Raw genomic sequence first — 19,783 nt, forward strand, 5'->3', positions numbered from 1 at the left:
CCCGAGGACACCATGCTCAAGTTCGCTCTACTTCTCTGCAGCTTTTTGACCGCTGGCACCGTACTGGCGCAGAGCTATCCATCTCGACCCATCACGATGGTCCTGCCCTACCCACCGGGCGGTACCACCGACGCGGTCGGACGGCTGACCGCGAAGCGACTCGAAGCCGCGCTTGGAACCCCGGTCGTGATCGAGAACAAGAGCGGGGCTTCCGGCACCATCGGCAGTGACTTCGTGCGTCGCGCTGCACCCGATGGCTACACGCTGTTGTTCAACGCCAGCATCTTCGTCATCGGCAAAAGTGTGCTGAAGGCCGTGCCATATGACCCCGTCACCGACTTCACGCCACTGGCGCGTGTGGGCCACACGCCGCTGGTGCTGCTGGTCAACCCCGGGGTGCCGGCGGGCAACCTCAAGGAACTCCTCGCCGCCGCCAAGGCCAGGCCTTCGGATTTCAACTTTGCCAATTCCGCCGCTGGATCAGCCGGGCACCTGGCCACCATCGAGTTCAACCACGAGAGCGGCCTCGCGCTGCCGATCGTGACCTATCGCGGCTCGGCGCAGGCGCTCACCGACCTGATCGGCGGTCATGTGCAACTGATGATCGATCCACCGGCCATTGCGCTGCCGCATGTCAAGGCCGGCAAGCTCAAGGCGCTGGCGGTCACGTCGGCGACGCGACTGAACAACGCACCAGACGTTCCAACCGCGGCGGAGGCTGGTATGCCGGGGCTGATCCGCTCGTCGTGGTACGGCGTCTGGGGCCCGCAGCGCTTGCCGGAAGCCGTGCTCAAGCGCCTGGACATCGCGTTCGCCGTGCTCGACCGGGATGAGGAGTTCAAGCGCCAGTTGGCGGTAATCGGTGTCGAGCCCCTCCATGAAGGACGCAAGGATTTCAACTCCTTTGTCGCCGTCGACGCGGCGCGCAACGACGCGCTGCTTAAAAGCATTGGCGTGCTGCCCGAATGAGAGCGCGCAAGCACGCGGCTGCAGGATGTTGAACGGTAGACCGATCAACCAATGCATTGCCGCCCAGGACAGCAGGTCGAGATAGCGCACCGAGGCCTGCGGGGTCGTGGTCGTGCCCCGGAGTGCTCGATGTTGCCCGCATTGCGGGGAACGAAAAAGACGGGGCATCATGGCCACCATGGAAATCGAGTTCAAGTTCTGCATTCCCGCCGGCCGTCTTAAGGCCGTCGAAGCCGCCCTGAAGCGCGGCACCGTCGTGCGCACCCGCCTGCAGGCCCGCTATTTCGACACCGCCGACCAGCGGCTCGCTGCCGACGGCATGGTGCTGCGGCTGCGCAAGGAAGGCCGGCGCTGGGTGCAGACCGTGAAGGCCACCGGCGACAACGCGCTGCACCGGCTGGAGCACAACGTCGACCTGGGTACGGCGGCTGCGGCGCCGCAGATCGATCCGCAGCGCCATCAGGGCACGCCCGTGGGCGACCGGCTTTCGAAGCTGCTGGCCGAGGGCGGCGGCGCGCCGCTGGTCGAGCGGCAATCGACCGACATCGTGCGGCTCACGCGCGACGTGCGCGTCACCGGGCCCGCCGGCGCGGTGGTGGAGATGGCGCTCGACATCGGCAAGGTCGTCGCGCACGCGGGCACCCCCGAGCAGCGCGAATCACCGGTGTGTGAGCTGGAGCTCGAACTCAAGCGCGGCGACGTGCAGGGCCTGGTGTCGCTCGCGCGGCGCTGGTCGCAGCAGCATGGGCTGTGGTTCAGCACCGTGTCGAAGGCGGAACGCGGCGCGCGCCTGCTGGCGGCGCAGCAGACCGTGGAAGCCGTGAAGGCCGAAGCGCCACGCTTCGCAACGCAGCACCCCGACGGGCGGGCCGTGCAGCAGGCCGTGGTGGCATCGTGCCTGGCGCAGATGCTGCCCAATACCAGCGAGATCGCTGCGGGGAGTACAGATGAAGAGCAGATCCACCAGCTGCGCATCGGCATCCGCCGGCTGCGCACGGCGTTGCGCGAGCTGCCGGAGCTGGGCCTGTTCGACGCGGCCGAATGGGAGCCGCCGCTCGTCGACGCCTTCCGCGCATTGGGCGCATTGCGCGACCGCGAACAGGTTGTGAAGCTGGCGCAGCCCCGGCTGCGCGAGGCCGGCGCGCCGGACTTCGATCCGCTGGCCGGCGACGACACGGCGGCCCACACGCCCTCGCCCGGTGACATCGTGCGCGCCCCGGCGTTCCAGAACGTGCTCGTTTCGCTGATCGGCTTTACCGCTGCGAAGCCTGTGGAAGCCGCACCGGCGACCGTCGCCACTGAAGACGGCCCGGCAGTTCCTTCAGCACCCGCGCCCATCAACGCCAATGCCGTGCGCCGCCTGCTGCGCAAACGCCTGCAGCGCCTGCACAAACAGGTGCTGCGCGACGGCGAGCGCTTCGAGTCTCTCGACACCGAAAGCCAGCATCGCGTGCGCAAGCGGCTCAAGCGCCTGCGCTACCTCGCCGAATTCGTGGCGCCGCTGTTCGAGAAGGAAGACGGCAGCGCCGCCGCGCGCTACCTGAAGGCACTGCGCCCCGCGCAGGACGCGCTGGGCGAGTTCAACGACGAGGCCGTCGCGCTCGCGCTGTACCGCGAGGCCGTCGAGCGCGATGCGCGTGCGTGGTTTGCGGTGGGATGGTTCACCGCGCGGCATGCAGCCGGCGCGAAGGCCTGCCACAAGGCGCTGGCGAAGATCGAGGATGCGCCGCGGTTCTGGAAGAAGAACTGACCGGCGGCCGGGGCGCCCCTCGGGGTGTCAGTGATGGTGCCCGTGCGCCCCATGCACATGCCGGTGCTCGATCTCCACCGGCAGCGCCGCACGCACGTCCGTCACCTGCAGGCTGAAGCGCAGTGCCTTGCCGGCCCACGGATGGTTGCCGTCGAGCAGCACGACCGGGCCCTTGATCTTCATCACGGTGAACACATGCTCGGTGCCGTCGTCGAGCCGGCCCTGCAACTGGCCGCCCACCTTCACGCCCGGCGGAAAGTCGGTCTTGGGAATGCTGCGCACCAGGGTCTCGTCGCGTTGGCCGAAGGCATCTTCGGGCGCGAGGTTCAGCACGGTCTGGTAGCCCTTTTCCTTGCCATCGAGCGCTTCCTCGATCTTGGGCAGCGTGTTCTCGTAGCCGCCATGCAGGTAGGCCATCGGCTCGGGGCTCGCCTCGATGAGCTTGCCCTGGGCGTCGGAGACCTTGTACTTGATGGTGACGACGGTGTCTTTTTCGATTTTCATGGGGTGGCATTTTCAGTGGAAACGAAAAGGCGCTGGTGACTAGGCCTTCCCGGAAGAGGAAAGCGACGGCTCCTGCAGCATGTCCATGTGGTCGAGCTTGCTCATCACCAGGTCGATGAACGCCGACACCGCCAGCGGCAGATGCTTGCGGCTGGGATACACCACGCTGAGCCCCCGGCCGGTGTACTCGTACTGCGGCAGCACCCGCACCAGCCGCCCTTCCTGTTCGTCGCGCGTCGCCATCGCCGGCGGCAACTGCGCAATGCCCAGCCCGGCCAGCGCCGCCTTGCGCAGTGCCTGCGCGGTGTTGCCGGTGAACCGGCCGGTGACCTGCACTTCTTCTTCCACGCCCCCGGGGCCCGTGAGGCGCCAGGTGGTGTGGCCGGCCGGGTGCGGTGGCGTCACGCAATCGTGGTCCGCCAGCTCCTGCAATGTTGCGGGTTCCCCGCGTTGCGCGATGTAGGCGGGGCTTGCGAGCAGGCCGCCGCTGCGGGTGGCCAGTCGCCGGCCGATGTAGCCTGAATCACGCAGCACGCCGCCGCGGAAGGCCACGTCGATCTGCTCCGCGATGAGGTCGGCGGCCGCGTCGCTGAGCACGAAGTCGAGCTTGACCAGCGGATGCGCGGCCAGGAAGTCGGACACCCATTCCATCGGGAAGAAATCGAAAAAATCCGCCGGCGCCGCCACCCGCACGAGGCCGCTGGGCTCCTGGCCTCCGGCCACCAGCGCCTGCCCGGCGGCCGCCAGCCCGTCGACCAGCCCCGCGCATCGGTCATGAAAATCCTGCCCGGCGCTGGTCAGCGTGAGCTTGCGTGTCGAGCGCTGCATCAGCCGCGTGCCCAGTTGCGCTTCGAGCTGCTGGATGCGCCGGCTCACGGTGTTGGGCGGCAGGCCCAGCCGCCGGGCCGCCTCGGCAAAGCTGCCGTGGCGCACCACCTGCACGAACATGGCGACGTCGTTGAGGTCGAACATGGCGGGTTGATTCCTTCGGTTTGTGGACGAGTGCAATCCGACTCTACCGTCTAGTCGATCAATGGGTGCGTGCCTAACCTTATGCCCATGACTTCTTCATCTACTTCCTCTCCCATGCAGCGCCGCATCGTCTGGGGCGTTCGCATCCTGCTCGCGCTGGCTTTCGGCGCCGCCGGCGCTTCCAAGCTGGCGGGCGTGCCGCAGATGGTCCAGGTGTTCGACGCGATCGGCTTCGGCCAGTGGTTCCGCTACGTGACGGGCCTGGTCGAGGTCGGCGGCGCGCTGCTGCTGCTCGTGCCCGCAACCGGCTTCTTCGGCGGCCTGCTGCTGGCCGCGACCATGGTCTGCGGCGTGGCCACGCACCTGGTGCTGATCGGTGGCAACCCCGCGCCGGCAATGGTGCTGGCGCTGCTGTCGGGCTTCGTCGCGTGGCGCCTGCGGCCCGAGTCCCTGCTTGCCGGCAAGGCCGCCTGACCCCTCTTTTCTTCATTCCTTCTTCCGGAGTACCCCATGACTCAGCAACAACCCCGCATCGGCATCATCCTCGGCTCTACCCGCGAAGGCCGCTTCGGTGAAAAGCCCGCGCAATGGATCCACGAGATCGCGAAGCAGCGCGCCGACCTCGCCTTCGAGCTGGTCGACCTGCGCGACCATCCGTTGCCCTTCTTCAACGAGGCGGGCGCGCCGGCCTGGGGACCGGTGAAGAACGAGGCCGCGCAGCGCTGGCAAGCCAAGCTGGCCACCTTCGACGGCCTGGTCGTCGTCACGCCCGAATACAACCACGGCCCGAGCGCGGTGTTGAAGAACGCGATCGACTGGGCCTACAAGGAATTCATCCGCAAGCCGATCGGCTTCGTGGGCTACGGAGGCGTGGGCGCGGCACGGGCCGTGGAGCAGCTGCGGCTGGTCGCGGTCGAGATGCAGATGGCGCCAGTGCGCAACGCCGTGCACATCGGCATGGTCGAGTTCCTCGGCATCTGGCAGCAGGGCAAGAGCTTCGACGACTTCCCGCACCTCGCGCAGTCAGCCACTGGCATGCTCGACGACATCGCATGGTGGGCCAAGGCGCTGAAGACGGCGAGGGAGGCTGTATGACCACCACCGCTGTAGAAACGCTGGCCCGCGCGATCATCTACCGCACGCGCGGTTCGCAGCATGGCGGAATCGTGCGGCTGATGAGCCCCGGCGACCTGGGCGAGTTTCTCAAGCCCTTCGTGTTCCTCGACCTCTTCGGCTTCGACATCACGGGCGGCCACAAGGGCTTCGGCCTGCACCCTCACTCGGGCATCGCCACGCTCACTTATCTGATCGAGGGCGACACGCTCTATGAGGACACGACCGGCGAACAAGGCACGCTGCTTGGCGGCGGCGTGGAGTGGATGCGCGCCGGCAACGGCGTGTGGCACACCGGCGGACCCGCGCCGGGCGTGAAGCGCGTGCGCGGCTTCCAGCTGTGGGTGGCTCTGCCCGCCTCGGAAGAGAACGCACCGGCGCAAAGCATGTACCTCGCGCCCTCGCAGGTGCCGCAGGAAGGCCCGGCGCGCGTGCTGCTCGGGCGCTACGGCGCGGCGCAGAGCGCCATTGCGGCGCCGGCTCCGATCAACTACCTGGCCGTGCAACTGGAAGACGGCGAGCGCTGGAGCTACGTGCCGCCCGCCGGCCACACGGTGGGCTGGGTTGCGGTCAACGAAGGCGCGCTCGAAACAGGCGACCAAACAGGCGATCAAACAGGCGGCCCCATCGGCGCCGGCGAACTCGCGGTGTTCGAGGAGTCGAGCGCGGTCATCGACTTCGTGGCCCGCGGCGACACGTCCTTCGTGCTGGGCTCGGCTGTGAAGCACCCGCACGAGCTGGTGATGGGCCACTACTCGGTGCACACCAGCCGGGCGACGCTCGACCAGGGCGAGGCCGAAATCCGGCGCATCGGCGCACGGCTGCGTCAGGAAGGCCGCCTGCCCTAGCACCCCATCGGTGCGCCCGGGCGCACGAACGACAGCCTTCAACCACGCCGGTGGCGCGCATTTTCGGGTGCGCGCCGCCGGCGTTTTTGCGTTCTGCCCTCTGAGCGGCACCGGTCTGGAGGGCCACCCAAGGGCTTACCCCATCACGCGGGCCCGCATATTGCTTAAGACTGTCGCTGGTTGACTGTCGACAGCTCGCAGTCAATCCGACGAACCCACCAACAAGGCAAGGCCCGCCCGGCCGGGCCTGTGAAAAGGAACGCGATATGCAACTGCACGCAGTGGACCGAAAGGCCCCGCCCGTCTCAGACGCCGAGCGCCAGGTCCGACAAGACCTGGCCGCGGCCTACCGGCTGGTGGCGCACTACGGCATGGACGACAGCATCTACACGCACATCTCCGCGCGTGTGCCGGGAACCGAAGACCAGTTCCTGATCAACCCCTTCGGCATGCTGTTTCGCGACATCACGGCCTCGTCGCTGGTCAAGATCGACCTGGAAGGCCGCATCCTCGACGACTCGCCCTACGACGTGAACCCGGCCGGCTTCACCATTCACAGCGCGGTGCACGCGGCGCGCCACGACGCGGCCTGCGTGCTGCACACCCACACCGTGGCGGGCGTGGCGGTGTCGTCGCTGGCCGGCGGGCTGCAGCCCTGCAACCAGTGGGCGCTGCAGTTCTATCAGCGCGTGGTCTATCACGACTTCGAGGGCATCGCGCTCGACCCCGAGGAGCGCGAGCGCCTCGTGGCCGACCTGGGCCCGACGGCGCGTGCGCTCATCCTGCGCAACCACGGCCTGGTGACGCTGGGCCGCACGGTGTCGGAAGCCTTCATCCTGATGCTGAACCTGGAGCGTGCCTGCCGCGTGCAGGTGGCCATCCAGTCGAGCGGCCTGCCGGTGTACCCGGTGCCGGCCGAGGTCTGCGAAAAGACCGCGCAGCAGTACGAGGCCGGCGGCGGCAGCTACCTGCCCGGCCAATCCGACCCGAACGCGCGCGAATGGCGCGCGATGCTGCAGCGCATCGAGCCCGCACCGGCCACGTCGTTCCGCGACTGAGCCGCCCCGCTTTCCTTTCCCCTCCCGTCCCCCTGACCCTGTCCACCACCTCGAAAGAGCCAGAAGGAGTTCGCCCTCATGAAACGTCGCAACCTCATCCAGATGGGTGCCGCTGCCACCGCCGGCCTGACGCTGGCCGGCGTTCCCCTGCATCTTCTGGCCGCGGGCAGGAAGGGCGGCGTGATCAACGCCGTCGTCCAGCCGGAGCCGCCGGGGCTGATGCTGGGCATCACGCAGAACGGCCCCACGCAGATGATCTCCGGCAACATCTACGAAGGCCTGCTGCGCTACGACGAGAAGATCACGCCGCTGCCCTCGCTGGCCACCGCGTGGACCGTCAACAAGGAAGGCACGCTCTACACCTTCAAGCTCAAGCCCGGCGTCACCTGGCATGACGGCAAGCCCTTCACCTCGGCCGACGTGGTGTTCTCGGCCGACGTGTTCCTGCGCAAGACGCATGCGCGCCTGCGGGCCAACCTGGCTGCGGTGGAAAGCATCCGCGCGGTCGATCCGCTCACGGTCGAGTTCAAGCTCAAGTACCCCTTCGGCCCCTTCATCGGCATCTTCGAGGTCGGCAGCATGCCGATGATCCCGAAGCACATCTACGAAGGCACCGACTTCGCGACCAACCCCGCCAATGCCACGCCCATCGGCACCGGGCCGTTCAAGTTCAAGGAATGGGTCAAGGGCTCGTACATCCAGCTCGTGGCCAACGACAAGTACCACGTCAAAGATGTGCCGTTGGTCGACAGCGTCTACTTCCACGTGATTCCCGACGCGGCCTCGCGCGCCGCGGCCTTCGAATCAGGCAAGGTCGACCTGGTGCCCGGCGGCGCGGTCGAGTACTTCGACGTGCAGCGCCTGTCCAAGCTGCCGGGCGTCGCGGTCACCACCAAGGGCTGGGAGTTCTTCGCGCCGCATTCGTGGCTGTGGCTGAACAACCGCAAGGCGCCGATGGACAACATCAAGTTCCGCCAGGCCGTGATGTTCGCCATCGACCGCGAGGCCATGGCCAAGATCGCATGGCAGGGCTTCGCCAAGCCCGCCACCGGCCCCTTCAACAGCAACATCAAGTTCTACAGCACCGACGTTGCCAAGTACCCGCGCAACGTGGAAACGGCCAAGAAGCTGCTCGCCGAATCGGGCTACAAGGGCGAGACGCTGCGGCTGCTGCCGCTGCCCTACGGCGAGACCTGGTCGCGGCAGGCCGAGATCCTCAAGCAGAACCTGGCCCAGGCCGGCATCAAGGTCGAGATGACCGCCACCGACGTGGCCGGCTGGAACCAGCGCCTGAACGACTGGGACTACGACCTCGCCTTCACCTACGTCTACCAGTACGGTGACCCGGCGCTGGGCGTGGCGCGCAACTACACCACCGCCAACATCGCCAAGGGCTCGCCCTTCAACAACGTCGAAGGCTATTCCAACCCGAAGATCGACGAGCTGTTCGATTCCGGCGCGCGCGAGACCGACCCCGAGAAGCGCAAGGCCATCTACCTGCAGGCGCAGAAGATCCTGCTCGACGAGGTGCCCGTGGCCTGGCTGTTGGAGCTCAACTTCCCGACGCTCTACCGCACCAAGCTCAGCAACATCGTGAGCTCGGGCATCGGCCTCAACGACAGCCTCGGCAACGCAAGCGTCGGCTGACGCACGGAGTGACGACCGAATGAAACGTACGCAGTTCATGTTGACCCGCGTGCTGCAGGGCCTGGTGGCGATCCTGCTGATTGCGACGGTCAACTTCATGCTGGTGCGCGCCGCGCCGGGCGATCCGGTGTCGGTGCTGGCCGGCGAGGCCGGCGCGTCCGACCCGCAGTTCGTGGCGCAGCTGCGCGCGCAGTTCGGGCTCGACCAGCCGCTGTCGACGCAGCTCGCCACCTACGTCGGCAAGGTGGTGCGGCTCGACCTTGGCTACTCGTACCGCCAGCAGCAGCCGGTGTTGAAGCTCATCATGGACCGGCTGCCCGCCACGCTGCTGCTCACCGGCACGGCCTTCGCGCTCTCGCTGCTCTTCGGCATCACGCTGGGTGCGCTCTCGGCGCGGCGCGCGGGCACATGGGTCGACAGCGCCATCACTGTGGTGGCGCTGCTGTTCTATGCCACGCCGCTGTACTGGCTCGCGCTGATGGCGGTGCTGGTGTTCACGGTGCAGCTCGAATGGCTGCCGGGCTTCGGCCTCATGACCGTGGGCTCGGGCCACACCGGCTTTGCGCTGGCGCTCGACGTGGCAAAGCACCTGGTGCTGCCGGCGCTCACGCTCGCGCTGTTCTACATGGCCGTCTACGCACGCATGACGCGCGCCGCGATGCTCGAGGTGGCGCAGATGGACTTCGTGAAGACCGCGCGCGCCAAGGGCGTGAAGCCCGGCCGCATCCTGCGCGCGCACGTGCTGCGCAACGCGCTGCTGCCGGTGGTCACGCTGGCGGGCATCCAGGCCGGCGGGATGATCGGCGGCGCCGTGCTCACCGAGACCGTGTTCGCCTGGCCCGGCATCGGCCGCCTGATGTTCGACGCGCTGCTGCAGCGCGACTACAGCCTGCTGCTCGGAGCCTTCCTGGTGACGGCGGCGATGGCCGTGCTCTTCAATCTCATCACCGACCTGGTCTACACCCTGGTCGACCCGCGGATCGAGCTGACATGACGACGACGATGCAAAGCGATTTCTGGCGGCGCTTTCGCCGCAACAAGGGCGCCGTGGCCGGCATGGTCGTGCTGCTGATCGTGGCAGCGGTCGCATTGCTCGGGCCCTGGCTCGCCACCAACGACCCGTGGGCCATGGTCGAGCAGCCTTTCGTGCGACCGTGGACCGAGCCCGGCTTCCTGCTGGGCACCGACACGCTCGGGCGCGACATCCTTGCGGGCCTGGTCTACGGCGCGCGCATCTCGCTGCTGATCGGCGTGGTGTCCACCATCGTGGCGCTGCTGATCGGCGTTACCTTCGGCGCAATCGCGGGCTACTTCGGCGGCTGGATCGATGCGGCGCTGATGCGCTTCACCGAGCTGTTCCAGGCGGTGCCCAGCTTCGCGCTGGCCATCGTGCTGGTGGCGATCTTCGAGCCTTCGATCAAGTCCATCGTCGTGGCCATTGCCATCGTTTCGTGGCCGCCGGTGGCGCGCCTGGTGCGCAGCGAGTTCCTCACACTGCGCCAGCGCGACTTCGTGCAGGCCGCGCTGCTGGCGGGGCAGTCGACTCCGCGCATCATCCTCACGCAGATATTGCCCAACGCCATGTCGCCCATCATCGTGATGGCCTCGCTGATGGTGGCCACCGCCATCCTGCTCGAGAGCAGCCTGAGCTTTCTGGGCCTGGGCGACCCGAACCAGATGAGCTGGGGCTACATGGTCGGCGCCGCGCGCACCGTGCTGCGCCAGGCCTGGTGGATGGCGCTGTTCCCGGGGCTTGCCATCGTGCTGACGGTGCTCGCGCTCAACCTCGTGGGCGAAGGCCTGAGCGACGGGCTCAACACGCGGCTGCACGGAAAGGGCAAGTAAAAAATGAACGCCACCGTGACGCCCATGAAACCCCTGCACCCCGTGCTCGACATCGTCGACCTGAGCATCTCGCTGCCCTCGGGCGCCGACCGCGCGCTGGCCGTCGAGGGCGCCACGCTCTCCGTGCTGCCGGGCCAGACGCTGTGCGTGGTCGGCGAGTCCGGCTCGGGCAAGTCGATGATCGCCAACGCCGTCATGGGCCTGTTGCCGCGCCCGCATGTGGCGCCTGTGGCCGGCCGCATCATGTTCGAAGGCCACGACCTGCTGCAGCTCACCGAGCCGCAGATGCGCGAGCTGCGCGGCCGCCGCATCGGCATGGTGTTCCAGGAGCCGATGACCGCGCTGAACCCGGTGATGCGCATCGGCGAGCAGATCGGCGAAGTGTTCGACGCGCACGGCAGCGTGCCCGCGGCCGAGAAGCGCCGCCGCATCCTCGCGGCGCTGGCCGACGTGGGCCTGCCCGACCCGGAGCTGCTGATCGACGCCTACCCCTTCCGCCTCTCGGGCGGCCAGCGCCAGCGCGTGATGATCGCCTGCGCGCTGGTGCTGGAGCCCGTGCTGCTGATCGCCGACGAGCCCACCACCGCGCTCGACGTGACCACCCAGGCGCAGATCCTCGCGCTGATCCGCGAGCTGCAGCAACGCCGCGGCACGGCGGTGCTCTTCATCACGCACGACTTCGGCGTGGTCAGCGAAATCGCCGACCACGTGGTGGTCATGCAGACCGGCCACGTGGTCGAAAGCGGCCCGGCCGCGCAGGTGCTCGGCGCGCCGCAGCATCCCTACACGCGCAAGCTCATCGCAGCCATTCCCGACGGCCAGGCGCAGACCGTGCCGCACGACGATCTCACGCGCGTGCTGCAGGTGCAGGACCTGTGCAAGACCTACCGTTCGAGCGGCGGCCTGTTCAAGCGCGGCCGCGCGGTGCAGGCGGCAAAGGACATCAGCTTCGAGCTGCACCGCGGCGAAACGCTGGGGCTCGTGGGCGAATCGGGCTCGGGCAAGTCGAGCGTGGGGCGCTGCCTGGTGGGGCTCGCGCCTTTCGACAGCGGCCGCATCATCTTCAAGGGCCGCAACCTTGCGCAGGGCCGCAACTTCCGCAGCGCGGCGGCCGGCAAGATCCAGATGGTGTTCCAGGACCCATATGCCTCGCTCAATCCACGCCACCGCGTGGGTGCAGCCATCGCGGGCGGGCCCATCGCACAGGGCGTGGGCAAGGCTGAGGCAATGGCGCGCGCCATGGAGCTGCTGCAACTCGTCGGCCTGGGCGCCGATGCGGCGCAGCGCTATCCGCACGAGTTCTCGGGCGGGCAGCGCCAGCGCATCGGCATTGCCCGCGCGCTCGCGATGCAGCCCGAGCTGCTTGTGGCCGACGAGCCCGTGTCGGCGCTCGACGTATCGGTGCAGGCGCAGGTGCTGGAGCTCTTCGCGCAGGTGCGCGCGCAGTTCCAGCTCGCGATGGTCTTCATCACGCACGACCTGCGCGTGGCCGGGCAGATGTGCGACCGCATCGCGGTGATGCAGCGCGGCGAGGTCGTGGAGTACGGCGAGACGCAGAAGGTGCTCAACGATCCGCAGCACGCCTACACGCGCAAGCTGATCGACGCGGTGCCGCGCCTCGCGCCGCAGGCCGACATGTCTGCGAAGGTGGCCTGATGCCTTGCGTTGCGCTCCTGAGCGATGTGCTCGACATGCACTACCTCGCGCCCGCTTTTCGCGAGCATTGCCCCGACATCGATTTGCGCCTTGGGTCCGATCTTGGTCCGCTCGACCAGATCGATGCGGCCGTCTGCTGGTTTCCGCCGCATGGCCTGCTGGCGAGCCTGCCGCAGCTGCGGCTGGTGCAGTCGTTGGCAGCGGGCGTCGACCACATCACGGCCGACCCCCGGTTGCCGCGTGCGCTGCCGCTGTGCCGCATCGTCGATCCGGAGATGGCCACGGGCATGAAGGCATACGTGTGTTGGGCCGTGGTCCAGCATCAGCGGCAGATGCCTGCCTACCTTGCGAGCGCGGCCCGGCGCGTGTGGGAAGAACAACCGATGAGCCCACCCGGGCGCCATCGTGTCGGCATCGCAGGGCTTGGCACCCTGGGGCTCGCTTGCGCAGAGGCATTGGCCGCCATCGGCTATGCGGTGCGCGGCTGGAGCCGCAGCGCCAAGGCCGAACTGCCAGCCGGTGTCACGGGCTTTCACGGCGATGCGCAGCTCGACGAATTCCTCTCGGGCTGCGACACGCTGGTGTGCCTGCTGCCGCTCACGCCGCAGACGCAGGGCTTTCTGGATGCGGACCTGTTCGCGCGGCTGCCGCGCGGCGCACACCTCGTCAACGTAGGGCGAGGCGCGCATCTGGTCGAAGCCGACCTGCTGCGCGCGCTGGACCTCGGCCAGCTTTCGGCTGCCACGCTCGACGCCTTCACGCAGGAGCCGCTGCCGGCCGACCACGCCTTCTGGGCTGACCCGCGCATCCTGGTCACGCCGCACATCGCAACGCGCACTGACACCTCTGTGATCGCGCGGCAGACACTTCACAACCTCGCGCTCGTGCAGCGCGGCGAGCGGCCCCACACGGCCGTCGACCTCGACCGGGGCTACTGAGCCGCGAGGTTTCTTCTCTATCGCAATTCAAGCAAGAAAAACGGAGCAGGCCCCATGAACGCATCGATTCCAAACGCCGCCCTGCAATCGGCGCACGCCGAGCGCGCGGCGAACGACATCGCGGCCCATCTGCACCCCTTCACCAACCTCGCGGCGCATCCGCAGGTCGACCCGCTCGTGATCGAGCGCGGCGACGGCATCTACGTGCAGGACGACCAGGGCCGCCGCTACCTGGAGGCCATGTCGGGCCTGTGGTGCGTCTCGCTGGGCTTCAGCAACGCGCGCCTGGCCACGGCCGGCAGCGAGGCGCTGCACACGCTGCCCTGCTATCACACCTTCAACCACCGCTCGAACGCAGCCGCCATCGCGCTGGCCGAGAAGTTGATTGCGATGGCACCGGTGCCCATGTCCAAGGTGTTCTTCGCCAACTCGGGTTCGGAGGCGAACGACACTGCCGTCAAGCTCGTTTGGTACTACCACAACGCCATCGGCAAGCCGGCCAAGAAGAAGATCATCGCGCGCCGCAATGCGTACCACGGCGTCACCGTGGCGGCGGCCAGCCTCAGCGGGCTTGTTCCCAACCACCGCGACTTCGACCTGCCGATCGACCGCATCCTGCATGTCGACTGCCCGCACCACTACCGCTATGCCGAGCCCGGCGAAACCGAAGAGGCCTTCGCCACGCGGCTGGCCGATGCGCTGGAGCAGCGCATCCTGGCCGAAGGGCCCGACACCGTGGGCGCCTTCATCGCGGAGCCGGTGATGGGCGCGGGTGGCGTGCTGGTGCCGCCGGCCACCTACTTCGAGAAGGTGCAGGCCGTGCTGCGCAAGTACGAGGTGCTGCTGATCGCCGACGAGGTGATCTGCGGCTTCTGCCGCACCGGCGAGATGTTCGGCTCCACCACCTTCGGCCTGCGGCCCGACATCCTCACTGCTGCCAAGGCCCTGTCGTCGGGCTATGTGCCGATCTCGGCCGTCATGGTGTCCGAGCAGGTGCATGCGGCCGTGGCCGCCAACAGCGGAAAGATCGGCACCTTCGGCCACGGCTTCACCTACTCGGGCCATCCGGTGACCGCCGCGGTGGCGCTCGAAACACTGCGCATCTACGAAGACGAAAAGGTGCTCGCGCATGTGCAGTCGCTGGCGCCGAAATTCCAGGCCGGCCTGCGCCGCTACACCGGCCATCCGCATGTGGGCGAGGTGCGCGGTGTGGGGCTGATCGGCGCGATCGAACTCGCTGCCGACCCTGCTACTCGCATGCCCTTCGATCCGGCGATGAAGGCCGGCGCACGGCTGGCCGAGCTCGCGTTGCAGGAGGGCCTGATCGTGCGCGCCATGGGCGATGCCGTGGCCTTCTGCCCGCCGCTGATCATCACGCCCGCGCAGATCGACGAGATGTTCGAACGCTTCGACCGCGCGATGGTCCGCTTCGGGGCTTCGCTGGCGTGAACACCGCGAGCACCGCAGTGCTGCTGCGACCGCCGGGCTCCAGGAGCACCGGCGTTGCGCTGTTCTTCTGCGCGCTGATGGCCTTTGCGAGCTACGACGCCTTCTGCAAGCACATGCTGCAGTTCTACCCGGCGCCGTTCATCAACCTGATGCGCTACCTGTCGGTGATCTGCATCGCCTTTGCCATGCTGCTGCGCCACGGAGACCTGCGCATCTGGCGCGCGCCGCAGAAGAAGCTGCTGCTGTTGCGCGGCACGATGCTCGCGACGGTGGCCACCTGCTTCATGACGGCGCTGATCTGGATGCCGCTGGCAGAAGCCACCGCGATCTACTTCACCGCGCCGCTGCTCATGGTGGCGCTGTCGCCCTGGCTGGTCGGCGAACAGGTGCAGCGCAGCCGTTGGGTGGCGGTGAGCGTGGGCTTCGCGGGCATGCTGCTGATCGTGCGGCCCGGCGGCAATCTGCCCTGGGTGGGCACGGTGCTGATGGCGGTGTCGGCCGTCTGCTATGCGATTTTCCAGCTGCTCACGCGCCGCCTCGCGGGGCTCGTTGAAAGCCCGGTGCAGTACGCGTACACGGCGCTCGTGTGCCTTGTGGTCACGGCCGTGCCGGCACCCTTCTTCCTGCCGGCCGAGCGGCCTGCCGCCGGCGCCGTGTTGCTGTTGCTCGCGGGCGGCGCGTGCAGCGGGCTCGCGCAATGGCTGCTGCTGGCTGCCTTCGAGCGCGTCGAGGCCGCGACGCTGGCGCCGCTCAACTACTTTCAGCTGCTGCTGGCGGTGGCCTTCAGCACCTTCTGGTTCCACAGGCCGCCCGATGCGCTGGCGATGGCGGGCATTGCGCTGATCATGGCGGCGGGCGTGTACCTGGCACGGCGGCCGATCAAGAATAAGAACCCGATCCCTCTCACATGACGAGACAAACACCATGGCTTTTTCTTCTTCCACTGCCGACAGCGCCGGCTTCGAGTCCGTCGAGGCGCAAGACCTCGTCGGGCTGGTCGAAGCGCAGCTGACTCGCGCGATCGTCGAGGGGCGCCTTGCGCCCGGCAGCCGCATCGTCGAGGCCGAGATCGCGCGCCGCATGGGCGTGAGCCGCGCCCCGGTGCGCGAGGCCGCGCGCCGGCTCGAACGCCAGGGCGTGCTGGTCGCGCGGCCGCGCCACGGCTTCGCGGTGCGCACCATCAGCGTCCAGGAGATCGACGACCTGTTCGAAGTGCGCATCAGCCTGGAAATGACATCCGTCGAACTGGCCTGCCGCAAGGCCGACGACGCGGGGCTGCAGCGCCTGCGCGCGCTGGTCGACGGCATGGTGCGCGAGGCGCCCACGCAGCCGCAGCACGTGCGCATCGCGACCGACCTGGCCTTTCACACGCTGATCTGCGAGCTCTCGGGCAACGCGCACCTGCACCGCATCTTCTCGAACACGCAGACCGAGATGCAGATGATCATCGCGCTGATCGACGCGGTCTACCACGACCCCGAGACCATGGCCAACACGCACTACCCGATCGTCGATGCGCTGATGAGCCGCGATGTCGATGCTTCGCGCCTGGCCATGCGCGAGCACCTCGACGACGCCTGGCAGCAGGTGCGCGCGCTGTTCGTGAAGCAGCACGGCACGGTTTCTCCATCTACCCCGACTCCAACGCAAGGACCCGCGCGATGAAGATCGTCTACAGCGACGCCCACAAGGACCACGACCCACAGCTCTTCATGGTGCGCGGGCGCCTCAAGCGCAGCAACGAACAGCCCGAGCGCGCCTTCCGCCTGCTGTCGGCGGTCGAACATGACGGCCACGAGGTCATCGGGGCTGAAGACTTCGGCGCAGGCCCGCGTGCCGCGATCCACACGCCCGAGTACCTGCGCTTCCTCGAGACGGCCTATGCGCGCTGGCGGCTGCTGGACGACCCCTCCGACGAGGTCATGCCCAACATCCACCCCTTTCCGGGAGAGCCCTGCACCTACCCGGAGAGCGTGGTCGGGCAGGCCGGCTACCACATGGGCGACAACGCCTGCTCCATCGGCCCGCACACCTGGGCCGCGGCCGTGGGCTCGGCCCACGTGGCCACGCATGCGGCGCAACTGGTGCTGCAGGGCGAGCGCGCAGCCTATGCGCTGTGCCGCCCGCCGGGCCATCACGCGTACGCAGACCGGGCCAACGGCTTCTGCTACCTGAACAACACGGCCATCGCCGCGCAGCAGCTGCGCGCGGCGCACGACCGCGTGGCAGTCCTCGACATCGACGTGCACCACGGCAACGGCACGCAGGGCATCTTTTACCGCCGCGCCGACGTGCTGACGATTTCGCTGCACGGCGATCCGCGCAACTTCACGCCCTTCTTCACCGGCTACGCGCACGAGCGCGGCGAGGGCGCGGGCCTGGGCTACAACATCAACAAGCCGCTCGCGTTGGGCACCGACATCGATGGCTACCTGCCCGCGCTGCGCGATGCCTGCGAGAGCATTCGCGCCTTCGCGCCCGGCGCGCTGGTGGTGGCGCTGGGCCTGGACACGCACGAGCGCGATCCCTACAAGGGAATGAAGATCACCACGCCGGGCTTCGCGCAGCTGCTCGCCGAGATCGCGCGCCTGGGCTTGCCGACCGTGCTGGTGCAGGAGGGCGGCTACCTCTCCGACGACCTGGGCCCCAACCTCGCCAGCGCGCTGCGCGGCTTCGCGGGCGCCGCATGACGGCAGCGGACGGGTTCGACGACGCGGAAGTCCTGAGCGAAGGCTCGCCCGAACTCGACGCCGAATGGGTGCGCGCGTTCGCGCTGCGCCACTACGGCATCGAGGGCGAGATGCGGCCGCTGACCGGCGAGCGCGACCGCAACTACCGCCTTGAATCGGCACTGACCGGTGAGCGCTTCATGCTGAAGATCTCGCACCCGAGCGAAACACCGCTGGTGGCGGACTTCCAGACCCAGGCGCTGCTGCACATCGCGGCTGCCGACGCGGGGCTGCCTGTGCAGCGCATCGTGCCCACGAGCGAGGGCCAGCCCTCGCTGCTGTGCGATCCGGGCGACGGCCTGCCGCGCGTGGCACGGCTCTTCAGCTACCTGCCGGGCCTGCCCTTGCCCGAAGCACCGCGCACCGCCGCGCAGCAATTGAACCTTGCGCGCACGCTGGCCCGGCTCGACCTCGCGCTGCGCGACTTCGACCATCCGGCCGGCGCGCTCGCGCTGCCCTGGGACATCCAGCGCGCCGACAGCGTGCGCGGCCTGCTCGCGCACATCGACGATCCGCAGCGGCGCGCGCTGGCCGGGCGCTCGCTCGACCGCTTCGAGCGCGATGCCAAGCCTGTGCTGGGGGGCCTGCGCACGCAGCCCATCCACAACGACTTCAACATCTACAACGTGCTGGTCGACCCCGCCGATACCGACCGCATTGCCGGCATCCTCGATTTCGGCGACATGGTGCGCGCGCCGCTGATCGACGATCTGGCAGTGGCCGCGGCCTACCAGCTCGATCCGGCGGGTGATGCGCTGGCCGGCATCGTGCCCTTCATTGCCGCGTACAACGACGTGCTGCCTCTGACGCGTGAAGAAGTCGACGTGCTGTTCACGCTCATCACCGCGCGGCTCGTGATGGTGGTGGCCATCAGCGGCTGGCGCGCCGCGCGCCATCCCGACAACGCGGCTTACCTGCTGCGCAACAACGCACTTTCGTGGGCCCGCCTGCAGGCCTGCGAACACATCGGCAACGACGCCGCGAGCGCCGCCTTCCGGCGCGCCTGCGGCATGAACGAGAGTCACGCAAATGCCTGAAGAATCGCTCCTGGAGCGCCGCGCGCGGCTGCTCGGCCCGGCCTACCGCCTGTTCTACGAAGCGCCGCTGCACCCGGTGCGCGGCCAGGGCGTGTGGCTCGACGACGCCGACGGCAAGCGCTATCTCGATGCGTACAACAACGTCGCGTCGGTGGGGCATTGCCATCCGCATGTGGTGGAGGCCATCGCGCGGCAGGCCGGCGTGCTCAACACCCACACGCGCTACCTGCACGAGGGCGTGCTCGACTATGCCGAGCGGCTGCTCGCCACCATGCCGCGCGAACTCGGCCATGCGATGTTCACCTGCACCGGCAGCGAGGCCAACGACCTTGCCATGCGCATCGCCAAGGCCCACACCAAGGCAGAAGGGCTGATCGTCACGCGCTTCGCGTACCACGGCGTGACCGAGTCAATTGCGCAGGCCTCGCCTTCGCTCGGGCGCTTCGTGCAGCTCGGCCGTGCGGTGCGCACCGTGCCGGCGCCGGACAGCTATCGCGTGCCGGCCGGGGAGCAAGGCGCGGCGTTTGCGGCCGGTGTGCGTGCAGCGATTGCCGACCTGCAGGCTCATGGCATTCGGCCTGCCGCGTTGATGGTCGACACGGTGTTCTCGAGCGACGGCATCTTCACCGACCCGGCGGGCTTTCTCTCTGAAGCAGTGGCCGCGATCCGCGAAGCCGGCGGCATCTTCATCGCCGACGAAGTGCAGCCGGGCCTGGGCCGCACCGGCGATGCCTTCTGGGGCTTCCTGCGCCACGAGGACCTGGTGCCCGACATCGTGACCATGGGCAAGCCGCTGGGCAACGGCCACCCGCTGGCCGGGTTGGCGGTGCGCCCCGAGGTGCTGGCCGCGTTCGGCCGCGAGTGCCGCTACTTCAACACCTTTGGCGGCAACCCGGTGTCGATGGCTGCCGGCATGGCCGTGCTCGACGTGATCGAGCGCGAGGGCCTGATGGCCAATGCGCAGCGTGTCGGCCGGCATCTGCGCGCGGGGCTCTCAAAGCTCGCCGAGCGTCACGAGTTGATCGGTGATGTGCGCGGCGCGGGGCTGTTCGTGGGCCTGGAGCTCGTGACGGACCGTCGCGCGCGCACGCCTGCAACCGCGGAGACCGTGCGCGTCGTCAACGGCCTGCGGCAGCGGCAGGTGCTGCTGAGCGCTACCGGTGAACATGCCAACACGCTGAAGATCCGCCCGCCGCTGGTGTTCTCCGAAGCCAATGCCGATTTGCTGATCGACACGCTGGACGAAGTGCTGGCCGGGCTTTGACCCG

The 19,783-nt window shown here is 68.3% G+C and carries 19 protein-coding genes; 17 read left to right on the forward strand and 2 right to left on the reverse strand.

Annotation, left to right across the window (positions count from 1 at the left end; translation table 11 throughout):
- The first annotated feature begins 12 nt into the window (after positions 1–12).
- Both NWF24_RS32690 and NWF24_RS32695 read left to right on the forward strand, forming a co-directional pair.
- Positions 13–969: a Bug family tripartite tricarboxylate transporter substrate binding protein gene (locus tag NWF24_RS32690; RefSeq protein WP_258352148.1), complete on the forward strand. Its 957-nt coding sequence runs from the start codon at positions 13–15 to the stop codon at positions 967–969.
- 169 nt (positions 970–1,138) lie between these two features.
- On the forward strand, positions 1,139–2,719 hold the full coding sequence (locus NWF24_RS32695; protein ID WP_258352149.1) for a CYTH and CHAD domain-containing protein: 1,581 nt from the start codon (positions 1,139–1,141) through the stop codon (positions 2,717–2,719).
- A gap of 27 nt (positions 2,720–2,746) precedes the next feature.
- Here NWF24_RS32695 and NWF24_RS32700 read toward each other — a convergent pair whose 3' ends face one another.
- Both NWF24_RS32700 and NWF24_RS32705 read right to left on the reverse strand, forming a co-directional pair.
- On the reverse strand, positions 2,747–3,223 hold the full coding sequence (locus NWF24_RS32700; protein ID WP_093055094.1) for an FKBP-type peptidyl-prolyl cis-trans isomerase: 477 nt from the start codon (positions 3,221–3,223) through the stop codon (positions 2,747–2,749).
- Positions 3,224–3,262: 39 nt separating this feature from the next.
- A complete protein-coding gene (locus tag NWF24_RS32705; protein WP_258352150.1) occupies positions 3,263–4,195 on the reverse strand; it encodes a LysR family transcriptional regulator in 933 nt (310 codons plus the stop codon).
- A gap of 87 nt (positions 4,196–4,282) precedes the next feature.
- Here NWF24_RS32705 and NWF24_RS32710 point away from each other — a divergent pair, with 87 nt between their 5' ends.
- The 15 genes from NWF24_RS32710 (at position 4,283) to NWF24_RS32780 (ending at position 19,779) form a co-directional block, all read left to right on the forward strand.
- Entirely contained in the window at positions 4,283–4,669 is a 387-nt protein-coding gene (locus NWF24_RS32710) for a DoxX family protein (RefSeq protein ID WP_258352151.1), read from the forward strand.
- 36 nt (positions 4,670–4,705) lie between these two features.
- On the forward strand, positions 4,706–5,290 hold the full coding sequence (locus NWF24_RS32715) for an NADPH-dependent FMN reductase (protein ID WP_258352152.1): 585 nt from the start codon (positions 4,706–4,708) through the stop codon (positions 5,288–5,290).
- Positions 5,287–6,156, forward strand: coding sequence for a pirin family protein (locus tag NWF24_RS32720; RefSeq protein ID WP_258352153.1), 870 nt, complete (start codon positions 5,287–5,289; stop codon positions 6,154–6,156). Before NWF24_RS32715 ends, NWF24_RS32720 begins: the two co-directional genes overlap by 4 nt.
- Before the next feature lie 266 nt (positions 6,157–6,422).
- On the forward strand, positions 6,423–7,214 hold the full coding sequence (locus NWF24_RS32725) for a class II aldolase/adducin family protein (RefSeq protein WP_093055102.1): 792 nt from the start codon (positions 6,423–6,425) through the stop codon (positions 7,212–7,214).
- Between the two features lie 78 nt (positions 7,215–7,292).
- Positions 7,293–8,861, forward strand: coding sequence for an ABC transporter substrate-binding protein (locus tag NWF24_RS32730; protein WP_258352154.1), 1,569 nt, complete (start codon positions 7,293–7,295; stop codon positions 8,859–8,861).
- Between the two features lie 19 nt (positions 8,862–8,880).
- Entirely contained in the window at positions 8,881–9,855 is a 975-nt protein-coding gene (locus NWF24_RS32735) for an ABC transporter permease (RefSeq protein WP_093076361.1), read from the forward strand.
- Entirely contained in the window at positions 9,852–10,706 is an 855-nt protein-coding gene (locus NWF24_RS32740) for an ABC transporter permease (RefSeq protein WP_258352155.1), read from the forward strand. Before NWF24_RS32735 ends, NWF24_RS32740 begins: the two co-directional genes overlap by 4 nt.
- A gap of 3 nt (positions 10,707–10,709) precedes the next feature.
- Complete coding sequence (locus tag NWF24_RS32745) at positions 10,710–12,362, forward strand: ABC transporter ATP-binding protein (RefSeq protein ID WP_093076357.1); 1,653 nt, start codon at positions 10,710–10,712, stop codon at positions 12,360–12,362.
- Complete coding sequence (locus NWF24_RS32750) at positions 12,362–13,300, forward strand: 2-hydroxyacid dehydrogenase (protein ID WP_258352156.1); 939 nt, start codon at positions 12,362–12,364, stop codon at positions 13,298–13,300. Before NWF24_RS32745 ends, NWF24_RS32750 begins: the two co-directional genes overlap by 1 nt.
- Positions 13,301–13,354: 54 nt before the next feature.
- Positions 13,355–14,749: an aspartate aminotransferase family protein gene (locus NWF24_RS32755; RefSeq protein ID WP_258352157.1), complete on the forward strand. Its 1,395-nt coding sequence runs from the start codon at positions 13,355–13,357 to the stop codon at positions 14,747–14,749.
- Positions 14,746–15,660, forward strand: a complete 915-nt coding sequence (locus NWF24_RS32760; protein ID WP_258352158.1) for a DMT family transporter — start codon at positions 14,746–14,748, stop codon at positions 15,658–15,660. The genes NWF24_RS32755 and NWF24_RS32760 overlap by 4 nt, the downstream gene beginning before the upstream one ends.
- A 13-nt stretch (positions 15,661–15,673) precedes the next feature.
- On the forward strand, positions 15,674–16,414 hold the full coding sequence (locus tag NWF24_RS32765) for a GntR family transcriptional regulator (protein ID WP_258352159.1): 741 nt from the start codon (positions 15,674–15,676) through the stop codon (positions 16,412–16,414).
- Positions 16,411–17,439: a histone deacetylase family protein gene (locus NWF24_RS32770; RefSeq protein ID WP_258352160.1), complete on the forward strand. Its 1,029-nt coding sequence runs from the start codon at positions 16,411–16,413 to the stop codon at positions 17,437–17,439. The genes NWF24_RS32765 and NWF24_RS32770 overlap by 4 nt, the downstream gene beginning before the upstream one ends.
- Positions 17,436–18,515, forward strand: a complete 1,080-nt coding sequence (locus tag NWF24_RS32775; protein ID WP_258352161.1) for a phosphotransferase — start codon at positions 17,436–17,438, stop codon at positions 18,513–18,515. The genes NWF24_RS32770 and NWF24_RS32775 overlap by 4 nt, the downstream gene beginning before the upstream one ends.
- Positions 18,508–19,779, forward strand: coding sequence for an aspartate aminotransferase family protein (locus NWF24_RS32780; protein WP_258352162.1), 1,272 nt, complete (start codon positions 18,508–18,510; stop codon positions 19,777–19,779). The genes NWF24_RS32775 and NWF24_RS32780 overlap by 8 nt, the downstream gene beginning before the upstream one ends.
- Positions 19,780–19,783 lie beyond the last annotated feature (4 nt).

Source organism: Variovorax paradoxus (assembly GCF_024734665.1).
Lineage (GTDB): Bacteria > Pseudomonadota > Gammaproteobacteria > Burkholderiales > Burkholderiaceae_C > Variovorax.